Annotated in this window: 11 protein-coding genes and 1 pseudogene; 3 read left to right on the top strand and 9 right to left on the bottom strand. The window is 73.5% G+C overall.

The window, feature by feature from the left end; genetic code table 11:
* Nucleotide 1 precedes the first annotated feature (1 nt).
* Together ACZ7HQ_RS15240 and ACZ7HQ_RS15235 are read right to left on the bottom strand one after the other, a co-directional pair.
* The gene (locus ACZ7HQ_RS15240) at nt 2-7,111 is read right to left on the bottom strand and encodes an SDR family NAD(P)-dependent oxidoreductase (RefSeq protein ID WP_470989245.1); all 7,110 of its coding nucleotides are present in this window, start codon (nt 7,109-7,111) and stop codon (nt 2-4) included.
* Between the two features lie 384 nt (nt 7,112-7,495).
* On the bottom strand, nt 7,496-8,383 hold the full coding sequence (locus tag ACZ7HQ_RS15235) for a ricin-type beta-trefoil lectin domain protein (protein WP_470989243.1): 888 nt from the start codon (nt 8,381-8,383) through the stop codon (nt 7,496-7,498).
* 1,545 nt (nt 8,384-9,928) lie between these two features.
* On the opposite strand from ACZ7HQ_RS15235, the pseudogene ACZ7HQ_RS15230 reads away from it, so the two are divergent.
* Nucleotides 9,929-10,231: pseudogene (locus tag ACZ7HQ_RS15230) on the top strand (UTP--glucose-1-phosphate uridylyltransferase); the annotation flags it as partial.
* 72 nt (nt 10,232-10,303) lie between these two features.
* On the opposite strand, the gene ACZ7HQ_RS15225 reads toward ACZ7HQ_RS15230, so the two are convergent.
* A complete protein-coding gene (locus ACZ7HQ_RS15225; protein WP_470989241.1) occupies nt 10,304-10,762 on the bottom strand; it encodes a DUF4442 domain-containing protein in 459 nt (152 codons plus the stop codon).
* 125 nt (nt 10,763-10,887) lie between these two features.
* Between ACZ7HQ_RS15225 and ACZ7HQ_RS15220 the strand changes: the two genes are divergently transcribed.
* Nucleotides 10,888-11,907, top strand: a complete 1,020-nt coding sequence (locus tag ACZ7HQ_RS15220; RefSeq protein ID WP_470989238.1) for a DUF8017 domain-containing protein — start codon at nt 10,888-10,890, stop codon at nt 11,905-11,907.
* 56 nt (nt 11,908-11,963) lie between these two features.
* Here the strand turns inward: ACZ7HQ_RS15220 and ACZ7HQ_RS15215 are convergent, their stop codons facing one another.
* From ACZ7HQ_RS15215 to ACZ7HQ_RS15190, 6 genes are all read right to left on the bottom strand, one after another.
* Nucleotides 11,964-12,305, bottom strand: coding sequence for a hypothetical protein (locus ACZ7HQ_RS15215; protein ID WP_470989234.1), 342 nt, complete (start codon nt 12,303-12,305; stop codon nt 11,964-11,966).
* A gap of 143 nt (nt 12,306-12,448) precedes the next feature.
* Nucleotides 12,449-15,016: a discoidin domain-containing protein gene (locus tag ACZ7HQ_RS15210; protein WP_470989231.1), complete on the bottom strand. Its 2,568-nt coding sequence runs from the start codon at nt 15,014-15,016 to the stop codon at nt 12,449-12,451.
* Nucleotides 15,017-15,136: 120 nt separating this feature from the next.
* Complete coding sequence (locus ACZ7HQ_RS15205) at nt 15,137-15,427, bottom strand: hypothetical protein (RefSeq protein WP_470989229.1); 291 nt, start codon at nt 15,425-15,427, stop codon at nt 15,137-15,139.
* A gap of 78 nt (nt 15,428-15,505) precedes the next feature.
* Entirely contained in the window at nt 15,506-16,351 is an 846-nt protein-coding gene (locus ACZ7HQ_RS15200) for a spermidine synthase (RefSeq protein ID WP_470989226.1), read from the bottom strand.
* Between the two features lie 16 nt (nt 16,352-16,367).
* Nucleotides 16,368-17,540, bottom strand: coding sequence for an elongation factor Tu (tuf, locus tag ACZ7HQ_RS15195; protein WP_470989223.1), 1,173 nt, complete (start codon nt 17,538-17,540; stop codon nt 16,368-16,370).
* Between the two features lie 270 nt (nt 17,541-17,810).
* Complete coding sequence (locus ACZ7HQ_RS15190; protein ID WP_470989220.1) at nt 17,811-18,533, bottom strand: DNA alkylation repair protein; 723 nt, start codon at nt 18,531-18,533, stop codon at nt 17,811-17,813.
* A 249-nt stretch (nt 18,534-18,782) separates the two neighbouring features.
* Here ACZ7HQ_RS15190 and ACZ7HQ_RS15185 point away from each other — a divergent pair, with 249 nt between their 5' ends.
* A complete protein-coding gene (locus ACZ7HQ_RS15185) occupies nt 18,783-19,934 on the top strand; it encodes a glutathione-independent formaldehyde dehydrogenase (protein WP_470989217.1) in 1,152 nt (383 codons plus the stop codon).
* Nucleotides 19,935-20,053: the final 119 nt, after the last annotated feature.

Here is a 20,053-nt window from a genome sequence, read left to right as displayed (position 1 = left end):
GTCACCAGCCCGAGGCGGTGTAGACGACGGCACGGGCCGACGGTTCGCCCCAGGCGAGTTCCCGCAGCAGGGCCGCGGTGCCCTCGTCCGGGTCGATCAGCTCGATGCCGCGCCGGGCGTACTCGCGGGCGAGTTCCGCGCCGACCATGCCGCCGTGCGTACCGTACGGCGCCCAGGGCCCCCAGTGCACGGTCAGCGTGCGGGCGCCGGTCCGGTCGGCCCGGTCCGCGCCGAGTGCTTCCAGGGCGTCGTTGGCGGCGGCGTAGTCGGCCTGGCCACGGTTGCCGAGGACGGCGGCGACGCTGCCGAACAGCACGGTGAACGCGGGCGCTCCGGGCAGGTCGTCCAGGGCGGCGAACAGCGCGGCGGCCCCGGCCGTCTTCGTGCCGTACACCCGCTGGAAGGACTCGGGGGTCTTGTCGGCGATCAGCCGGTCCTCGATCACCCCTGCGGCGAAGACGACTCCGTCGAGCCGGCCGTGTTCGGCGTGGATCTCCTTGACCGCCCGCAGGACGGCGTCCCGGTCCCGGAAGTCCACCGAGCGGTAGCGGGCCCCGCTGCCGAGCGCGCCGAGTTCCGCGAGGGTCGTGGTGATCTCCCGCTGGGCGAGGATCAGTTCGGCGTCCCGTTTGATCGCGGCGGGGCCGAGCGCGCCGGACCCGGTGGCGAGCGCCGCACGCAGTTCCTCGGCGGTACGGGCCGCGGCGGTGCGCGGGTCCTCGGGCGCGGTGGGCGCTGGAGTACGGCCCAGCAGCTCGATACGGCAGCGGCAGGCGCCGGCCAGCGTGGCGGCGAACCTCGCGGTGATGCCCCGGGCGCCGCCGACGAGCAGCACGACGGAGTCCTGGTCGAGGCCGAGCGCGGCCGCTTCGGCGGCGCCGTCCGCGGCGGGTCCGGCGCCGGTGGCGGCGAGCGTACCGAGCGGTGCGGGCACCAGCGCGAGCCCCTGCCGGGCCCCGGCCGCCGTACGCAGGACGACGGGGGCCGGTTCGGGGGCGCGCAGCTCGGCGAGCACGGCGTCGGCGACGGCCGCCGGGGCGGTGTCCTGCACGGCGACGACCCGGGCGAGCAGGTCCGGGTACTCGCGAGCGACGCTGCGGAACAGCCCGTCCAGACCGGCCGCCCGCAGCGCCCCCGTGCGGTCCGCGGCCCGGACGGCCAGCAGCCGGCGGGGGCCGCGCCCGAGCGCCGCCCGGAACACCGGGAAGGCGTCCGGCAGCACGGGGAGGTCCGGGCCGGGCAGCGCACCCAGGTACACGACCCCGTCGACCGGGCCGTCGGCGGCGGTGAGGAGGTGCCCCCGGCCGAGGGTGACGGCCTGCGCCCCCTGCGCCCCGAGCCGCGCCACGACCTCGGCCGCGACACCCTCACCGTCCCCGAGGACCACGAACCGCCGGCCGGACAGGGCGGTGTGCTGACCGGCCTCGGCGTCCGGCTCCGCAAGGGGCACGGGCCGCACCTCACTCCGCTGGGGCGCCACACCGGGGACCGGGGCGGGCGACGACTCGGTCCGCCCGCTCCCCACGCCCTGGTCCGACGGCCCGACCCGCGCACCGGGTCCCCCGCCCCCGTCGCCGGTCTGCCCGCCCACCCGCGCCGTGAGCCAGCCCGTCACCGCCGCTGCCGTACGCGCCTTGGCCAGCTCCTCCAGTTCGGCGTCGGCGAGTACCTCGGCGCCGCCGGCGATGCCCAGGCGCCTGGCGAGTTCGCCGGCGATCTCGGCCCGTTTGATGGAGTCGATGCTGAGGTCCGCCTCCAGGTCGAGGTCGGGCTCGATCATGTCGACGGGGTAGCCGGTGCGTTCGCTGATGATCTCCAGGACGACTCGCGCGACGTCGTCCGCCGGCTGCACGGCGTCCGCCGGCTGCATGTTGTCCGGCCCGACCAGCAACTGTGTTTCCTGGGAGGGAAGTTCAGGAGCCGCAGTCTGCGGGGGCGGCACGGGCGCGGCGGGCGACGGCGGTGTGGCGCCGGGCGTGGCGCCGAAGTAGGTGAGCAGGACATCACGCTGCGCGGCGATCATCTCCCGGCTGGTGCGCAGGAATTCGGAGATGAGCGCGTCCCGGTCGGCCGGGGCGCCGTGCGGCTGGTCGGTGGTCACGGTCGTCTCCACGACTCGTCGGGCCGGTGCGAGCGCACCGGGCAGGAGTGCTCCGTCGGCGGTGCGGACGAGGTGTCCGTCGACGGTCCAGCCGGGCCGCGGCGGCGCCGGGGTGCGCAGCGCGTCGACGGCGTCCCGGCCCCGCAGGAGCCAGGCGGTGCGTACGGGCTGCCCGACGACGGCGAGTCGGGCAAGGGCGTCGAGCCAGCCGCGCAGGCCGCTGTCGGGGTCCGGCTCGCAGGCGACCGTGTGGTGCGGGCGGTCCCCGAGTATCCGTCCGACCAGCCGGGTGAGGACCGTGCCGGGGCCCGCCTCGACGAAGACGCGCGCACCGGCCTCGTACATCGCCTCGATCTGGGCGGCGAAGGCGACCGGGGCACCGATCTGGGCGGCGAGTCCGGCGCGCACCGCGTCGGGGTCCGGCGGGTAGGGCGCGGCGGTGCGGTTGGCCCAGACAGGGAACTCGGGCGCCCGTACCGTCTTGTCCGCGAGGACCTTGCCGAACCGTTCCCCCGCCGCTGCCACGAGCGGGCTGTGGAAGGCGCAGGCCACGGGGATGCGCCGCGCCCCGAGCCCGGCCGCGCGCAGCAGGCCCACGGCCGTCTCGATGTCCGCCGTCGGCCCCGAAATGACCGTCTGCTCCGGTGAGTTGAGGTTGGCGACCACCACCGAGGCCGGCGCTCCGGTCGTGTGCAGGGTGCGTACGACGGTCTCGGCGGCGGCGCCGACGGCGGCCATGGTGCCCGGGTCGTCGCCGGCCGCCGCCAGGATCGCGCCGGCCCGCTCGCCGCTCAGCTCCAGCAGGGTCCCGGGATCGAGGGCGCCGGCCGCGGCGAGGGCGACCAGCTCGCCGTAGCTGTGCCCGGCGGCCTGGTCGGGATGGATGCCGGCCGAGGTGAGGAAGGCGTGGGCGGCCAGGCCCGTGATACCGAGGGCGGGCTGCGCGGTCCGGGTGTCGGTGAGGGCGGCCCGGCGGCGTTCACGGGCCGCGTCGTCGAAGGCGGCCGGCGGGTGGACGGTGTCGGCGTGGGTGCGGCCGAGGTCCAGGTAGTGCCGCAGCTCGGGGAGGTGGACGAAGAGGTCGGCGAGCATGCCGGGTCGCTGGCTGCCCTGGCCGGGGAAGAGGAAGGCGACCTTGCCACGCGCGGGGCCCCCACCGCCGCCACCCACGGGGCCGGCAACGCCGACCCTCACCGAGCCGCCCTCGGACAGAGCCGCGACGCCGTCCCCCACGGAGCCGCCCTCCGGCAGACCCGCGACACCACCCCCCACCGGGCCGCCACCGGGCAGACCCGCGACACCAACCCCCGCCGAGCCCCCCTCCGGCAGACCCGCAACACCTACTCCCACCGAGCCGCCACCCGGCAGACCCGCGACACCAACCCCCGCCGGGGCCGCCACATGGATCCCGGCGGCCGGGTCGTGCTCCCCGGCGAGGAGTCGCCGTAGCAGCGCGACGAGTTCGCCGGTGTCGCGGGCCACGATCGCGGCGCGTACCGGTTCATGGGAGGTGTCGGCGCGGCGGGCCGCGGCCAGGGCGAGGTCGCGCAGGCGCCAGGGGCGGCCCTCGGCCTCGGCGGCCCGGAGGATCTCCTCGGCCTGCCGGTGGGCGGCCGCCGTGTCCCGGCCCCGGAAGAGGAACAGCTCGGCCGGCCAGGCGTCGAGGGCCAGCCGGGGCGGTACGGCGTCGGCGTGCGCGGCCAGCACCGCGTGGAAGTTGGTGCCGCCGAAGCCGAACGCGCTGACCCCGCCGAGGCGTTCGGCGGCCGGTGCGGTCCAGGGCCGGGCGCGGGTGTGGAAGACGAACGGGCTGTCGTCCTCCGTCCAGGCCGGGTTGGGCTGGTCCAGGTGCAGGGTGGGCGGGGTGATCCCGGTGTACAGGGCGAGGGTGGTCTTGATCAGGCCGGCCAGTCCGGCGGCGCACTTGGTGTGCCCGATCTGCGACTTGACCGAGCCGAGCGCGCAGCCGCCCGTGGTGGCGCCCGCCTCCGTGAACACCTGGGCGAGCACGGAGAGTTCGGTGCGGTCGCCGACCACCGTGCCGGTGCCGTGCGCCTCGACCAGACCGACGTCGGCGGGCGAGACACCGGCGTTGCGGTAGGCCCGCTCCAGTGCCGCCCGCTGGCCCTCGGGGCGGGGTGCGGTCAGGCCGAGGGAGCGGCCGTCGCTGGCGGAGCCGAGACCCTTGACCACACCGTAGATCCGGTCGCCGGCGCGCTCGGCGTCCGCGAGCCGCTTGAGGACCACACAGGCCACACCCTCGCCGAGGGCGATGCCGTCGGCGGCGGCGTCGAAGGCGCGGGAGCGTCCGGTCGGGGAGAGCGCGTGGACGGAGGAGAACAGGACGTAGTCGTTGATGCCGTTGTGCAGGTCGGCGCCGCCGCACAGGACGAGGTCGCTGGTGCCCAGGACGAGTTCCTTGCAGGCCACGTCAAGGGCGGCGAGGGAGGAGGCGCAGGCGGCGTCGACGGTGAAGTTGGCGCCGCCGAGGTCCAGCCGGTTGGCGATCCGGCCGGAGATGACGTTGGCGAGCATGCCGGGGAAGGAGTCCTCGGTCAGCCGGGGCAGTTGCTGTTCGATGCCATCGGGGACCTTGCCGTAGTACGAGGGCAGGACGGCGCGCAGGGTGACGGCGTTGGACAGGTCACTGCCCGCCTCGGCGCCGAAGACCACGCAGGTCCGTGAGCGGTCGAACGCCCGGCCCCGTTCGCCGTATCCGGCGTCCTCCAGCGCACGGCGGGCCGCCTCCAGGGACAGCAGCTGGACGGGTTCGATGCTGCCGAGGGACGCGGGCGGGATGCCGTAGCGCAGCGGGTCGAAGGGGTTGCGGGGCAGGAAGCCGCCCCATCGGGACGCGGTGTTGCCGGCGGTGTGGTGCACGGCCGGGTCCCAGCGCCCGGGCGGGACCTCGGTGACGGCGTCGCGTCCGGTGACGACGTTGGCCCAGTAGCTGGCGAGGTCGGGGGCCTGCGGAAACATGCAGGCCATGCCGACGATCGCGATGTCGAGCGGTGCGGGCGGCGCCGGTTCGGCGTTCGCGAGGGGCCGGCTCGGCTGGGCGGCCCGCCGGGCCAGGAAGTCGGCGGCGCCTTCGGTCACCGAGCGGTGCAGCTCCGCGAGGGTGGTGGTCGACGAGCGCAGGACGGCGACCTCGCCGGCCATGAACATGCCGTCCGTGAGCTGCCGTTCCTCGCCGACCGCCGTCAGCGCGCCGGCGGCATCCCGCTCGACGCCCTTGCTGGCGATGCGCAGCCGGCCCACGTTGAGCCGTTCCAGGCTCTCCCAAATCTCTCGGTCGGGCAGGCCCCGCGCCCGTAGGGCGGCCTCCCGCTCGCGGTAGTCCCCGGTGAAGGGGCTCGGGACGCAGCGGGTGGCGTGGCCCGGGGCGGTCTCCAGGAGGGCGGTCGTGGTGGCGGCGAGGACCTGCCGCTGGAAGAGGGGCCGGATGGCGCCGTGCGCGACGGCCTCCTCGGTGAACAGGTAGGCGGTGCCGACGAGTACGCCGACGGCGGCGCCCCGGGCGGTGAGCGGCTCCGCGAGGGCCGCGACCATCGCCGCCGACCGCTCGTCGTGGACGCCGCCGGCGAAGAACACCTCCAGCTGCCCGGCGGTGTCGTCGGCGTCCGCCAAGAAGTCGTCCAGCACGGCGAGTTGGGCCTCCCACAGCGGGAAGGAGGCCCTGGGTCCCACGTGCCCCCCGCACTCGGATCCCTCGAACACGAACCGGCGCACGCCCGCGTCCAGGAACTGGCGCAGCAGTCCCGGCGAGGGCACGTGCAGGAAGGTGCGGATCCCGGCCCGTTCCAGCGTCTCGGCCTGGGAGGGCCGTCCGCCCGCGACGATCGCGTGCGTGGGCCGCAGTTCCCGTACGGCGTCCAGTTGGGCGTTCCTGATGCCCTCGGGCGCGAAGCCGAGCACGCCCACGCCCCAGGGCCGCCCGTCCAGCGCGGTGCGGGCCTCGGTGAGCAGGGTCCGGGTGCGCTCGCCGTCGGCGAGGGCCAGCGCCAGGAACGGCAGCGCCCCGTCCTCGGCGACGGCGGCGGCGAAACCGGCCTGGTCGCTGACCCGCGTCATGGGCCCCTGCGCGACGGGGAGCCGGGTCCCGAGCGCCCTGCTCATGGCCGACCCGGAACGCAGGGCGGCAGCGGGATCGCCGTGGCCGGTGCCGTGGATCGCCTCCGACACCTCCCGCACCACCCCTCGTACGTCCCCGCAGCGTTCGGCGAAGCGGGCGGCGAGGAAACCGTCCTGGCCCAGCGGCAGCAGCCGGCCGGGCAGACCGTCGGCGCCCAGCAGGGACGCGACCGTCTCCGGGTCGTCGGCCGGCGGACGCGGGGCGTGCGGGCCCCGGCGCCGCAGGACCCGGTGGCCGCCCAGCACCACCGTCTCCGAGCCGTCCAGGGAGCGCAGCGCCGACCGGACCGTCTCGGTGAGGCCCGACTCGGCGAGCAGGGCCAGCTGGCTGTCGAGGACGGCTCCGCGGGCACCACCGGCGACGGCGGCCGCCGCCGTGCGCGGCCCGATGCCGCCACAGGCCCAGACCGGAACGCCGCTCAACTCCTCGTCGGCGAGCAGCTGTTGCAGCAGCACGAACGTGCTCAGCTCGCCGACCCGGCCACCGCTCTCGCTGCCCCGGGCGATCAGCCCGTGGGCACCGGCGCGTATGGCGGCGCGTGCCTGCCCGAGGTCCGTTACCTCCGTCAACACCCGCCAGTTTGCGGGGAGTTCGGATCGGCTCCAGGTGGCGTCCGGGGTGAGGACCACGGTGTCGGGGGCGTCTTCGACCTCGGCCGCGGTCAGGGCGCAGCGCCCGGTCACCCGTATTCCGAAGGGCCCCGGAGCGGCACGGCTCAGCCGCGACAGCTCCTCCCGGGATCTTCGGTCGCCGGCGCCGAGATCGAGGACGCCGAGCGCGCCGGCGGCGCCGGCCGCGGCGGCGAGACCGGCGTCGGGTGCTCCGAAGGGGGTGAGGCACAGGATGAGGTCGTGGGCGCGCACAGGCGAGGTCATGATGCTCCGGCACGATCGGCGAGACAGCACGGTGGGGGGTGTGCGGCGGAACGCTCTGGTGCGAGGGCACCGGAACCTAGCCCCGGCCTACTCACGGGTCAATAACGTCGCGTCCTTTTCGTGCGCGGTGACATCGATTCGGCCAGCGGGACGAATTCCGCGCAAGAACCGGAAAACACGGTCATTCCCTTCACGGGGGCGGGCCCGGAACCCTTCAGGCCCCCACGCCACATCCCCACAACCCCGGCAAACCTCCCAGCCTGTTCACCGCTCACCCACCCTGCTGCACCACACCCGGACATCCACGCGAAGTCTGTAAATCCCGCCTGCCGTCGACGCCGTGGCGCGAACCGGGCCGGGCGGAGAGACCTCGCGCATCCCCACCTACGGAAGGGCCTCGCCGCCCGCAATCGACGGCAGACCCTTACGCCCCGCGACCGATGACGGAGCCCCGCGCAGCGACACCGACGGCAAAGGCCCGCGCGCCGGAACCGGCGGCAGAGCCCCGCGCACCCGAACCAACGGCACAGCCTCGTGCCCCCGAACCCGCGGGAGGACATCGTGCGTCCGCACCCGCGGAAGACCTTCGCCGACCGCGCGTATCGCCCCGCCGGCCGCCACCGCCCGGGGGCGCCGGCGGTCGTGGTCGGCGCGGACCTGGGCGATCCGGGTCTCGTTCGCCGCCCCCGGCCTGCCCGGCCCGGTGTGTCCCGCGGGCCCGGACCCTCCCGCGTCGCCCTCGGGCCGGCCTTGCGAGGTGTTCCCGTACGGGATTCCCCCGGCGCCCCCCTCCTCGTGCCCCGGTTGCCGGTCACCGGGTGCTTCCGCCCCGTCCGGCAGCCCGGCACCGTCCCGTGCGCCCGGACCGTCGCCGGCGCCCGGCGCACCCGGTGCCGTACCGGGCCGCCGTACCGCCTCCGCTCCCGGCTCCAGCACCCGGCGCCGCTCCGGCGAACCGTCGCGCGACGCCGGCCCGACCCGGATGGACGAACCTCCCGCAGCGAGCGCGAGGTCCTGCGGACGGCGGAGCAGGATCTCGCCCCGCACGGTGACGTCGTACGCCACCTCTCCCGCGTGCACGAGGCATCCGGCCCGGACGACGCTCTTCGCCGCGGGGGCGGCGTTCAGGCACAGCGACGGGTCGGCGGCGCTGCGCAGCAAGCCGTCCTCCCGGTACGGCCACTGCTGCGAGGCGGCGGACGAGCATGGCGCGAGTGCGACGTCCGCGCCCGCGCCCGCGCCCGCGCCCGCCGCGACGGTGCCCCGGGCCACGTCCAGGCAGCGCCCGGAGGCGAGGCCGCGCGGGCTGCCGTGGGCGACCTCGACGGGTCCGCCGACCGAGGCGGACGAGGCAGACGATGCGCTCGATGCCGACGAGGCGGTCGAGGCGGTCGAGGGCGAGGCGGCGGAGCGGGCGCCGCTGCCGCCCCGGCGTGCGGTGTGGCCGGCCGGAGCCCCCCCCAGGTCGCGCCGGGCGCCGGGACACCGTTGTCATCGGACCAGCTTCGGACCACGAGAACGGTGGCGAGCAGCGCGAGCGAGGTCAGCCCGACGCCGACGGCCAGGGCCGTGCGGTGGCGACCGCCGGTCCCGGTGCGGTGCCTGCCGCCGGCCCCGGCTCCCGCCCGTTCGGAGGCCGGCGCGGGCGGCGCCTCCTCGGCGGGGCCGCTCCCGGGGCGCGAGTCGAGATAGCGGCGGGCTCCCCAGCCGAGGACGGTCTCGGCGAGCAGCAGCCCCGGACTCTCGTCCAACAGCCCAAAGGTTTCTGCGGCGTGCCGGCAGTACGCGCAGGCCGTCAGATGCTGCCGGACGTCCGGCAGCAGGGCGCCCCCACGGCGCAGCGGGACGTCGAGGAGCCGGTTGTAGAAACGGCATTCTCTGGTGGGTGCGAGTTCGCGGTGCGCGCGTACGCACCCCGCGCGGAATTGCTCGCGGGCCTGCTCCAGGGCGGCCGTGGCGGTGGCCGGGTCGATCCCCAGCAGACCGGCGGGTACGTTTATCGGTTCCGCCTCGACCTCGGTGTGCCACAGAAGGCATTGCGAGGCGCCGGGCAGAGCATGGAAAGCGCGTTCCGCGAGGTGCCGTCTTTCCGGCGTTCCGGGCTTTGTCGCACGCAGTGCGCGACCGCCGGCGGGTTTGCGCAACTCCGGCAGAGTCGCACAGGCCGCGTCGTCGTCCGCCCAGGCGCGGACGATGTCGCGGACGACCACCAGCAGTTGCGGGCGCAGGGCACCGCCGGCCACCCCGCCCGCCGTACGGCCGAGTACCTCGTGGAAGGCGGCGGTGGCCACGAGGTGGGCCGTGGGACCGGCGGAGGTCAGGCAGACGACGGCGTAGTCGCGGGCGGCCCGCCAGTGGCGGGCCAGCAGCAGCGCGACGGCGTGATGGCGGACGGGGTGCGGGCCGCCGAGCCCGGCGGCGAGATTGCGGTCGGACTCCCCGGTCGAACCGGGCAGGGGCGAATACGGCGGGCGTGGGGGGTGTGGGGGGTGCACGGAACCATTTCCTTTCCAGCCGCAGGACGGCACACGAAATGCCGTCCTGTCGGAAAGCAGTGCCGAATTGGTGCATACCTAAAGGGCCGGCCCTGGCGCTCGACGCCTGCCTTTGCCCTCCCGCGGGGAGGCTCACCTTGGCACACGCGGCTCACAGGAAACAAGAAGTTCGATTGACTCGGCATCAAAGTCAGGGAAATCGACAATAGTTACCGGCGGTATCACGTCCACGGGTGGTCCCCACGTTTCTCCGGGCCTGCTCACATCCGCGGCCCCCAGCAGGGGCGGCATGTGGTCGCGTTGACGGAGGTCGCCCCGGAGGGGCCGCCATGTCCTCGCTCCGGCCGTTTTCGGCATCCTGGAGCGCACCCCGCCCGGGGCGCGGCGGCGAGATCCAGCTGACCGACGCCCTCCGGGACCTCGCGGCGGGCGGCACCGTGCACGGGGTCGTCTTCGGCGGTCTGCGCTACGACACCGGCGACAAGGCGGCTGTCTGCGCACGGTGGTCCGGCCGGCCTGCGCCCGTCCGGACCTCGGACCTGAATTCACCAGCCGGCTCAGGGAGTTCGCGGCGGGACTGCAGGACGGTCGCGGCGACTTCCGGGAAGGCCGCCACGCCGCCTGAGGGCGCGGGAGGAAGACTCTCGCAGGACGCGGCAAGAGGGCCCCGCGCGGGGCCCTCTTCACGTGAGGTGCGTCAGCCCTGCTGGTTGGGGCGCAGGGTCCACACGACGGTCATCTCGCCCGTCACGGCCCCGTCCGCGCGCCGGATCTCGATCGCCACGGGGAACTCGGGACACTGTCCGGCGTCCAGTTCGGCGACGATCTCGTCGGCCGGGCGGCCCAGTGTGGCGGTCGCGGTGACGGCGCCCATCGCCAGCTTCCTGTAGGCGATCTCGGCCCGCACGGCGAGCGGCACCGCGCGCGAGAGCTGGTCCCCGAAGGCGGCCAGCACGATGGCGCCGCTGGCCGACTCACCGAGGGTGAACATCGCGCCGGCGTGCGGCCCGCCCACGTGGTTGTGGTACGCGCCCTGGTCCGGCAGGGACACCACGGCCCGGTCCCCGGTGGTCTCCAGGAACTCCAGGTTCAGCGTCCGGGCCATGGGCACGGTGGCGGCGAGCATCTCGCCGATCGACATCTGGTCTGCGCTCATGGCGCCATGTTACTCACGAGTAGCAGAATCTGACCAGCACGAGCCGTCGCTCACCCACGTTCGCTACGACCCTGACGAGGCCCGGTGACCGAATCGTGTCCCTGGCGGCACTAGGGTTACTGGCCATGTGGCCAGATCAGCAGCCGCCAGGGGGCGCGCCGAACCCGCAGCACAACCCGCAGCAGAATCCGTATCAGCAGCCGGGTTACCAGCAGCCGAACCCGTACCAGCAGCCGGGGTACCAGCAGTATCCGCAGGCCGGGCAGTACGGCCAGCAGTCGCAGTGGGGGCAGCAGCAGCCACCCACCGCGCCCGTTCCGCAGCCGCCGCAGGGCGGCGGCCGCACGAAACTGGTCGCGATCCTCGCGGCCACGGCGGTCGTGGTCGCCGCCGGCGTGACCGGTTTTCTCGTCCTCGGCGGGAAGGACGACAAGAAGGTCCAGGCCGGCGGCGGGAAGAACGGGCAGCACACGAACGGGTCTCCCTCGTCGCAGCCCACGGCCGGTTCGACGACGGACGACCCGCGCGGCACCGGGGCGGAGAAGCCGACCATCGCCGGCTGGAAGGTCGTGGTGAACCCCAAGTGGGGCATCGCCTTCGACGTGCCGGCGGAGTGGGAGGTCCAGCGCCCCGGCGTCGCGGTCAACTTCACGTTCCCCAAGGGCGAGAAGGACACGGGGATCACCATGTCGGGTCTCGCCGAGTACAAGTCCGACTGGTGCACCTCGGACGACGACAAGGACGGCCGCACCGAGGACACCTCGCTGGCGGTCGTGGGCAGCAAGGGGGCGAGCGGGGCCAAGAACACGGACGAGATCGCCCTCAACACACCGCCCTGGTGGGTGTTCGGCGGTTACACCATGCCGGACAAGAAGAGCATCTCATGGGACGAGAAGGCCACTCCCTTCACGTCCGCCTCGGGCGTCAAGGGCAGTTACGCGTGGGCGCAGTCGACCCACACGCCGCGGAAGGGCAAGTGCGTCACCGACGGCAAGGCGCTCACCTTCGGCTTCCAGAACGCGGCGCACGACTACGTGTCGTTCGACTTCTACGGCGCCACGGGGGTGGACGGCGAGGTGTCCAAGGCGACCGTGCTGAAGATCCTCAGCACGGTCCGGCTGCACGGGGACCCGACGCACCAGTGAGCTCGCGGGGTGTTTCCGGCCCGCCGTGGCACGCCGGGCCGGAACACCGTGGAGCCTCAGCCCTGCCGCAGGTAGCCGCGGTAGACCCAGTTGCCCCAGAAGCTGTCGTCCCCGTTGTCGGAGACCTGGCAGCGGGAGATGCACTCCCAGGTGCCGTCGCTGTTGTCGCACTCGTACCTGGAGACGACGTGCTGGCCCTTGTCCACGTGGCCGATCACCTTGCCGCCGGGGCGCGGCGTCTTGTGCACGGGAGCCTTGCTCTTGGTCACGACATAGCGGTGGGCGACGGGCTGGCACCTGATCGCCCCGGACGCCGAGGCGGGCGCCGCGACAAGGGCGGGCAGGGCCGCGCCGATCAGCGCTGCCGTACCGATGAGGGCTGCGGCATGCTTGCGCATGACGGTCCTTTCTTCTCTTGTGGTGCATATACGTCATTGCCCTGACAAATGATCATGGACATGACTTGATCACCTTAAGAGGGGCCGACCGGACAGTCAAACAAGCGCGGATCACGGCGAGTTGGAACGAGGCGGGATCGGGCTCAGTGGGCGCCGGCGGCCTTGATCGTGATCATCGCGGCTCTGCTGGCAACGCCCTTGCCGTCGAGCGCGAAGAGCATGTACGTGCCGGGGAGTGCCACACCGGAGTCGGCCGGGACGGTGAGCTCATAGGTGGCGGTCCCGGTCTTGCGGGGCGTCAGCGGTATGCGGCGCTGGTCGTTGTCGACGGAGTGGGTCGCGACCGCGGCCCGGATCAGGGCGAACGTGGCCACCGGCACGTCGGTCGACACCTTCAGCCGCTGCCCGTACCCGATGGTGGCGGGGACGTCTCCGACGAAGCGGGGCCGGGACTTCTCGGTGCCGTCGGGGTTGAGGAGGGAGGGCGGGGTGAAGATCGCGCCGTCTTCGTGGTTGGTCTGGCAGTCGCCGCACAGTCCGCCGCCTCCGGTGTAGACACGCCCGTCGGGCAGCAGGTTGGCGGAGCTGTGGTAGTTGCGCGGGACGGCCATGGCCGCCATGGGGGTGAAGCGGCCGGTCGCGGGGTCCCAGATCTCGGGGGTGAGGGCGGAGTGGCCGTCGCTGAAGGGCTTGGCGTAGGACTGCCCGCCGAAGACGGCGACCTTGCCGTCGGGGAGCACGACGCTGTTGGCGAAGGAACGGGCGTAGGACATGTCACCGGTGCGGGTGCTGACGGGTTTGCCGTCGTGGCCGGTCACGTCGACGGTGTAGGCGCGGTTGGTGGCCGTCGCGTCCTCGTACGCCGTGGCGCCGCCCAGGGTGAGGAGCTTGCCCACGTCGTAGGCGACGGCGTCGCCGTTCATCGCGTCGGCGCTGTCGGCGCGGGTGCCGGCCGGGGTGATGCTGCCGTCCCCGTCGGTGGATATCCAGTTGAGCTGCTTGCTGGGGCCGAGTTGCAGCATGCGTCCCTGGGAGGTGGCGTACAGCCATGCGTGGTTGTCCGCCCGGAAGGGGCCCGCCGGGTCGGCGGTCAGGATGGGGGTGACCGGTACGCCCGGCAGTTTGCGCCAGGTACCGGTGGCGGCCGACCAGACCTCCCCCTCCTTGTCCGGGGCGTTGTCCTGCTGCCAGGAGCCGCCGATGACGAACGCGTCACCGTCGGGGAGCAGGGTCATGCCGTGGTAGCCGCGCGCGATGTTCATGTCGCCGGTGGAGGTCCACTTGTCGGTGGCGGGGTCGTAGATGCTGGCGCGCTCGGCGTTGCTGCCGCCGGTCACCATGACGCGGCCGTCGGCGAGCATCGCGGTGCCGGGACAGAACATGTCGTGCTTGGTGTTGTCGACGCGGCGCTGGGTGATCTTGCCGGTGGCGAGGTCCATGATGGCGGTCTGGGTGTAGCCGTTGGCTCCGCCGAAGCGGTCGGGGGCGTAGGCGGACCAGGCCAGGAGTTTGTTGTCGGGCAGGACGGCGGTGGCCACCGGCACCAGCGGGAAGCCGATCACGGGGCCCCACTGGCCCTGTACGGCGGGGTCGGCCGGCCCGCTCAGGCGCACTTCGGCCGCCGAGGTCCACGGTCCGCGCCCGCCGGCCTCGGTGAGGGCGGTCAGCCGGACGTAGCGGGCGGTGACGGAGCGGCTGAACGCGGCGGATTTGACGGTGTCGTCGTCCTGCCAGGTCCCGGTCGCCACGGGCTCCCCGAAGGTGGTGCCGTCGACGCTCGTGGTGATCGAGTACCGGCCTATCCGGCCGTTGGGGCTGCCGTCCAGACGCGGCTCGTAGGTGAGACCGGAGACGACCGCTGCGCGGTGCATGTCGATGGTGATGCTGTGCGGCAGCGGCGGGACGTCACCGGTCCACCTGGTGTGCCACACGGTGCCGGAGTCGCCGTCCACGGCGTTGCGGACACTGTCCTGCTTCGCCTGGGTCTCCTCGCTGTCGGCGGTGGCGGTCCACCCGTCGCGCGGCAGGTCGGCACCGGCTGCGGGGCCGCCCGGGTCCCCGAGCAGGTTGATCTCCGCCGCCGAGGTCCACGGTCCGCGCCCGCCGGCCTCGGAGCGGGCGGTCAGCCGCACATAGCGGGTGCGGGCGGCGGCGAACCGCAGCGTCTTGGTGCTCGCGTCGTCGGCCAGCGTTCCGGTGGCCACGGGCTTCCCCCACCGACGGCCGTCGCCGCTCAGCGAGACGGCGTACTCGCCGATCCGGCCGTTGGGGCTGCCGTCCTGACGCGGCTGGTAGACCACCCCTGAGACCACCGCGATGCGGTGCATGTCGATGACGAGGGTGTGCGGCGGCGGGCCGTCACCGGACCACTTGGTGTGCCACAGGGTGCCGGGGTCGCCGTCCAGGACCATCTGGGCGCGCTGGTCGCCGGCCTGGGTCTCCTCGCTGTCGGCGCCGGCGGTCCACCCGTCCCGCGGCAGGGTGGGAGCGGGCGGCCGCATCGCCGCCTCGGGCACGACCTCGCCGTGGACGTCCGGAGGCATCGGCATGTGGTCGCCGGGGGACGGATCCGTGCCTCGTACGGCTGCGGCGTGCCGCGCCACGGCGGGAGCCGGCTGTACCAGCGCGAGGGCTGCCGCCGCACAGACCAGGAGGACGAGGCCGGTGGCTCGCGACGTGAACCCCCGCGGTCTGCCTGCCGCACGTGTCATGCGTCTCTCCCAACGGTGGGGAACGGTCGCAGGACTCCGACCCGGGCGAGAAGTCGGGCGTCCCGCCCCGTCGGTGCCTCGACGGGGCGGGACGCGGTACGAAGTGCCGCCGGGGAACCGTCAGATGCAGAGGACGATGATGAGACCGTCGCACTCGTCGTCGTCCCCGTAGTCGCCGCCGCCGCGCTGGGCCGCGGGGGCGGGGTGGCCGTGGGCCGGAGCCGGTGTGACGACGGTGGCCTGGGCGGCGACGTGCGGAACGGGCGTCTGCGCCGCGGCCGATGCGGCGCTCGCGGAGCCCGCCACCCAGGCTGTGGCGAGGACGGCGCTCACGGCGGTCGCCGTGCATATTCGCCGCATGCGCGAGGCGGGGTGGGCGGACGTGGCGGGGGTGTGCTGTGCAGTGTTCATGGACTCACCATGCACGCCCCCACCAGCAAATTCGCCCCGAGCGCAGCCGACTGGGGGAGCCCCGGTCGGGTGACGGCGTCAGCCGATGCCGAACGCCCCGTCGGGCGGCTCGGGTGACGGCACCGCGTCGGCGTCCCCGACGGGCCGCGCGGAACCGGTGAAGTCCCGCACCGCCGCCCCGTGTTCGACCCGCGCGGGAAAGGCGTCCGCCGCGGTACGACGGGCCAGGGCGGCGGTGTCGAGGGGCCGGTGCGAGGCCACGAGCACCGCGTTCCCGAAACGCCGCCCACGCAGCACGGCGGGCTCGGCGATCAGCGCCAGCTCCTCGAAGACAGCGGCGAACGTGGCCAGTTGGGAACGCAGGAACCCGAACGGCGCCGCGTCGGCGAGGTTGGCCAGATAGACCCCGCCGGGCCGCAGCACCCGCTCGGCCTCGCGGGCGTAGGCGAGCGTGGTCAGGTGCGCCGGTACCCGGGACCCGCCGAACACGTCGGCGATCAGCACATCGGCATGATCGTCCGGCGCCGACTCCAGCCAGGCCCGGGCATCGGCCGCGTGCAGCGCGATGCCCGAGCCCTCCGGCAGCGGCAGGTGTTCGGCGACCAGTTCCAGCAGCTCCCGGTCGGCCTCGACGACGTCCTGCCGCGATCCCGGCCGGGTGGCCGCCACATACCTGGGGAGCGTGAGCGCACCCCCGCCGAGGTGCACCACGTCCAGCGCCCGCCCGCTCACGGCCACGGTGTCCAGCACGTGCCCGAGCCGCCGCGCGTACTCGAACTCCAGGTGGGCGGGCTCGTCGAGATCGACGTACGACTGCGGCGCCCCGTCGACGGTCAGCAGCCAGGCCCGCGCCCGGTCGACATCGGGCATCAGCTTGGCGGTGCCGTGATCGGTGGTCCGGGTGACGGGTATGGGTTCGTTCACCCGTCCATTGTGGGGCTCAGTCCACAGCGGTCACGGTCCCGGCGCCCACGGTCCGGCCACCTTCCCGGATCGCGAACCCGAGCCCCGGCTCCAGCGGAACCTCCCGCCCCAGCTCGACGGTCATGGTCACCGTCTCCCCCGGCCGGGCGGCGCCCAGCTCCCCGAGGTCGACGTCCCCGACCACGTCCGCCGTACGGATGTAGAACTGCGGCCGGTACCCGCTCGCGACCGGCGTCGTACGGCCCCCCTCGCGCCCCGACAGCAGATACACCCGCGCCGAGAACCGCCGGGCGGGCAGCACGCTCCCCGGAGCCGCCACCACGTGCCCCCGCCGCACCGCGTCCCGCGGCACACCCCGCAGCAGCACCGCCACGTTGTCCCCGGCCTGCGCCTCCTCCATCGGCTTGCCGAAGGTCTCGAGGCCGGTGACCACGGTGTCCACGTCGGCGCCCAGCACGGACACCCGGTCGCCCAGACGGAGGGTGCCCCGCTCCACCGCGCCCGTGACGACCGTGCCCCGGCCGGTGATCGTGAGCACGTTCTCCACCGGCAGCAGGAACGGCGCGTCCAGATACCGCTCCGGCATCGGCACGTACGTGTCCACCGCGTCGAGCAGCGCCTCGACGGACGCCGTCCAGCGCGGGTCGCCCTCCAGCGCCCGCAGGCCCGACACCCGTACGACGGGTACGGAGTCGCCGGGGTAGCCCTGGGCGGTGAGCAGGTCGCGCACCTCCAGCTCGACGAGGTCGATGAGTTCCTCGTCGTCCGTGCCGTCGGCCTTGTTGAGGGCGACGACGATGTGGTCGACGCCCACCTGCCGGGCGAGCAGCACGTGTTCGGCGGTCTGCGGCATGATCCCGTCGAGCGCGGAGACGACGAGGATCGCGCCGTCGAGCTGCGCGGCTCCGGTGACCATGTTCTTGACGTAGTCGGCGTGGCCCGGCATGTCCACGTGGGCGTAGTGCCGGGTGTCGGTCTCGTACTCGACATGCGCGATGTTGATGGTGATGCCGCGGGCGGCCTCCTCCGGGGCCCGGTCGATGCGGTCGAACGGCACGAAGGTACCGGTGCCGTGCTCGGCGAGGACCTTGGTGATGGCGACGGTCAGGGTGGTCTTGCCGTGGTCGACGTGACCCATGGTGCCGATGTTCAGGTGCGGCTTGGTGCGCACGTAGGCCGTTTTGGACATGGCTGTACCTCGAAGCCTCTGCTGGTCGTACGGGAATGCGGGACCCCACGGGACTGGCCGGCCCTCCCCCTGCGGGGTCCGCCGGACGTTCCGGAGAGGGTCAGCTTCGGGCGCCGTCGACAGCGGCCACGAGGATCATGACGGCAGCCTTCGGCGCATCCGCGGCGGCGGATGCTGCGAGGAGGAAGGCGTACCGGAACATGCGGTCGATCATCGCCGACCGGATGTCCCGCGTCGAACGATTTTCGGCGGCCGGCGAGTTGGAGCCGGTCAGGCGCCGATGTTCTTCAGTGCTTCCCGCACGGTCAGCGGGGAGAACCGGCCCCGCTCCCGGGCCAGGAAGGCCCGTACGGCCCCGGGGTCGGTCTTGGCGTACTCGCGCAGGGCCCAGCCGATGGCCTTGCGGATGAAGAAGTCGGGGTGCCCGGACTGCAGCAGGCAGTGGCTGAACAGCCGCTCGGCGTCGGTGCGTTCCTTGTAGGGCAGCTGGTGGAGCAGGGCCGTACGGACCACCCACAGGTCGTCGGCGGTGATCCAGGTGTCCATGGCGGCGGTGAGCGACGGGGCGGCGGCGACCAGCCGTCCGACGACGTGTGCGGCGAGCGGATCGACGGTGTCCCACCAGGAGACGGTCGTGACGAGGTGCCGGGCCACCGGCAGCAGGCCGGGGCCGCACCGCCCCGCGTTCCGGCGCAGAAAGTCCACGGCGAAGTAGTGGTACTCGCGCTCGGGCAGCGCCCAGCAGCGCAGCGCGATCGCGACGCAGTCGGCCTCGGCGGGCGCGGGCGTCCCCGCGAGGACGGTGCGGGACAGGGCGCGGCGGGCCGGGGCGGGAATGCCGAGGAAGGGCGCCACGTCCTTCATGTACGCCCGCATCGGGCCGGCCCGCTCGGGCTCGGCGGCGCCCCCGTACACGGCCGTCAGCCGCTCCAGCACGGTGTCGGCGAGGGCGCTGTGGGGCACCTCGGGCGGGGCCGCGCCGGTGAGGGTCATGGAACGAACCCTACTGTCGAATATGCGTTCGCACACGGGGGTGAGCGCCTCGGCCGCGGACCCGTCCCACGCGGGTTGCACCGCTTCTCGTACGGGCGTTACCTGGAAGTACCGGCGGTGAAGCGGGCACATGGGGTCACGGCACAGTCCGAGGGCCCGCGTCCCCGGGTGCGTCCCCGCGCGTGCGTCCCCTCGGCAGCAACCCCTCCTCTCCGCCGTCGTCCAGCGCTCGACGCGGAGGTGACAGAGGTGAAAGCGGTCGTCTACGAAGAGCCCTTCAGCGTGGCGGTGAAGGACGTCCAGGACCCTCAGATCCAGCATCCCAACGATGTGCTCGTACGGGTCACGTCGACCGCCATATGCGGCTCGGACCTGCACATGTACGAGGGCCGCACGGCGGCCGAGTCGGGCATCGTCTTCGGACACGAGAACCTCGGCATCATCGAGGAGGTCGGCAGCGGCGTGACCTCCCTGTCCGAGGGTGACCGCGTCGTGATGCCCTTCAACGTCGCCTGCGGATTCTGCAAGAACTGTCTCGCCGGAAAGACCGGCTTCTGCCTGACGGTCAACCCCGGATTCGCCGGCGGGGCCTACGGCTATGTGGCGATGGGCCCGTACAAGGGCGGCCAGGCCGAGCTGCTGCGGGTGCCGTTCGCCGACTTCAACTGCCTGAAGCTGCCGCCGGGCGAGGAGTTCGAGACCGATTTCGTGCTGCTCGCCGACATCTTCCCGACCGGCTACCACGGCTGCGAACTCGCCCAGGTCTCCCCCGGTGAGAGCGTGGCCGTCTTCGGTGCCGGACCGGTGGGTCTGATGGCGGCCTACTCGGCGCTGCTGCGCGGTGCGGCGAAGGTCTTCTCCGTCGACCGGGTGCCCGAGCGGCTCGCCAAGGCGGAGGAGATAGGAGCCATCCCCATCGACTTCACCAAGGGCGACCCGGCCGAGCAGATCAAGGAACAGACCGGAGGTGAGGGAACCGACAAGGGCGTCGACGCCGTCGGCTACCAGGCCCAGGCACACGACGCCAGCCACGAGGAACCCGCCATCGTCCTCAACGAGCTCGTCATGACGGTACGCCCCACCGGCATGCTCGGCGTACCGGGCCTGTACGTGCCCTCGGACCCCGGTGGTCCCGACGAGCACGCCAAGCACGGCCAGCTGCTGGTCTCCATCGGCAAGATGTTCGAGAAGGGCCAGCAGATGGGCACCGGTCAGTGCAACGTCAAGCGGTACAACCGCCAGCTGCGCGACATGATCATCGCCGGGCGGGCCAAGCCCAGCTTCGTGGTCTCGCACGAGCTGCCCCTGGACCAGGCACCGCAGGCGTACGAGAAGTTCGACAAGCGGGTCGAGGGCTACACCAAGGTGGTGCTCCACCCGGGGCACGCTCTCGCCGCGTGAGACACGGGTCGACGGGTCCGGGGGGGACGGAGGAGCAGAGCCCGCTGTGGTGCCGCGTGCCTCTGGGGGGACCAACCGGTTCTTCGCTTGGGGTTACGGAAGGTTGCGAGCAAAAGCTG

Source organism: Streptomyces sp. NPDC037290, assembly GCF_055603245.1.
The sequence above is the reverse complement of the archived record's forward strand: the minus strand, read 5'-3'. Positions and strand labels throughout refer to the sequence as shown.

Bases quoted from the DNA above. Each gene is read 5' to 3' on its own strand.
- ACZ7HQ_RS15240 (WP_470989245.1), bottom strand. From the start codon at position 7,111: ATGACCTCGCCTGTGCGCGCCCACGACCTCATCCTGTGCCTCACCCCC.
- ACZ7HQ_RS15225 (WP_470989241.1), bottom strand. From the start codon at position 10,762: ATGAGCGCAGACCAGATGTCGATCGGCGAGATGCTCGCCGCCACCGTG.
- ACZ7HQ_RS15220 (WP_470989238.1), top strand. From the start codon at position 10,888: ATGTGGCCAGATCAGCAGCCGCCAGGGGGCGCGCCGAACCCGCAGCAC.
- ACZ7HQ_RS15215 (WP_470989234.1), bottom strand. From the start codon at position 12,305: ATGCGCAAGCATGCCGCAGCCCTCATCGGTACGGCAGCGCTGATCGGC.
- ACZ7HQ_RS15210 (WP_470989231.1), bottom strand. From the start codon at position 15,016: ATGACACGTGCGGCAGGCAGACCGCGGGGGTTCACGTCGCGAGCCACC.
- ACZ7HQ_RS15205 (WP_470989229.1), bottom strand. From the start codon at position 15,427: ATGAACACTGCACAGCACACCCCCGCCACGTCCGCCCACCCCGCCTCG.
- tuf (WP_470989223.1), bottom strand. From the start codon at position 17,540: ATGTCCAAAACGGCCTACGTGCGCACCAAGCCGCACCTGAACATCGGC.
- ACZ7HQ_RS15190 (WP_470989220.1), bottom strand. From the start codon at position 18,533: ATGACCCTCACCGGCGCGGCCCCGCCCGAGGTGCCCCACAGCGCCCTC.